Source organism: Streptomyces sp. HD (assembly GCF_028369295.1).
GTDB lineage: Bacteria > Actinomycetota > Actinomycetes > Streptomycetales > Streptomycetaceae > Streptomyces.
Map to the genome: position 1 here is coordinate 1 of NZ_JAQMYP010000146.1, position 1,288 is coordinate 1,288.

Sequence of the window (1,288 nt, forward strand, 5' to 3'; positions counted from 1 at the left end):
AACGGGCGCGGAGTCCGTTCCGGTGCCCGACAGTTGGCCCTCCAGGTAGCCGGCCACGGCCTCGGGGGTCGGATAGTCGAACAACAGGGAGGAAGGCAGACGCAGTTCGGTCGCGGTCTTGAGCTGGTTGCGCAGATCGACCGAGGTGAGGGAGTCGAAGCCCAGGTCCTTGAAGGTGCGGCGGGGTTCGACCTGGTCCGCGGAGTCGTGGCTGAGGATGCCTGCAGCGTGTGCGCGAACCAGTTCCAACAGGGCGGCATGCCGGTCGCGCGGGGAGAGCCGGGCGAGGCGATCGCGCAGCATGGTGGTGACCTCACCGGCTTCATCGGCGTCCGCGACCGGAACACGCGAGGAGACCGGTCCACCCGCGGAGACCGGTCCTTCGGCGGTCAGGGTGTCGGGCAGCCAGTAGCGGCGGCGCTGAAAGGCGTACGTCGGAAGGTCCACCCGCCCGGCGCCGCGCGCGGCGAAAGTGGGCGACCAGTCGAGGGTGGCCGCCCCGCGTACGCTCAGTTCGGCCAGGGAGGCGAGGAAGCGGCGCGGTCCGCCCTCGCCGCGGCGCAGCGTGCCCGCGACCACGGCATCGTCCAGGTCCAGATCGTCGAGGGTGTCGCGGACGGCGGCGGTGAGCACGGGGTGCGGACTGGACTCGACGAAGACCCGGAAGTCCTGGGCGGCCAGGGCGTGTACGGCCTCGGCGAAACGCACGGTACGGCGCACGTTGTCGTACCAGTACCCGGCGTCGAGATTCCCGGTGTCCAGCCAGTCACAGGTCACCGTGGAGAAGAACGGCACCTCCGCGGCACGCGGCCGCACGGAGGCCAGATCGGTCAGGAGCCGGTCACGGATCTCCTCGACCTGCGCGGAGTGCGAGGCGTAGTCGACCGGTATCTGCCGCGCCTGAACACCCGCGGCGGACCACTCGGCCACCAGGTCGCGTATGGCGTCGGCGTCACCGGAAACAACCACGGAAGCAGGCCCATTGACCGCCGCGACCGAAACCCGCCCCTCCCAACGAGCCAGCCGCTCCTCCACCTCGGCCACCGGCAACAGAACCGACGCCATACCACCACGCCCCGCGAGCGCAGTGATCGCCTTGCTGCGCAGCACGACCACACGCGCCGCATCCTCCAGCGACAGACCCCCGGCCACACACGCGGCGGCGATCTCACCCTGACTGTGACCCACCACCGCATCCGGACGCACACCCCGGGACCGCCACAACCGCGCCAGCGACACCATCGTCACGAACAACAGCGGCTGCACCACATCCACCCGGTCCAGGGTG

At 70.3% G+C, this 1,288-nt stretch carries 1 protein-coding gene; it reads right to left on the minus strand.

Annotated elements, in window-relative coordinates:
- On the minus strand, positions 1-1,275 hold a 1,275-nt coding region (locus tag POF73_RS45705), incomplete at its 3' end, for an acyltransferase domain-containing protein (RefSeq protein ID WP_272125460.1).
- Between the last annotated feature and the right edge of the window lie 13 nt (positions 1,276-1,288).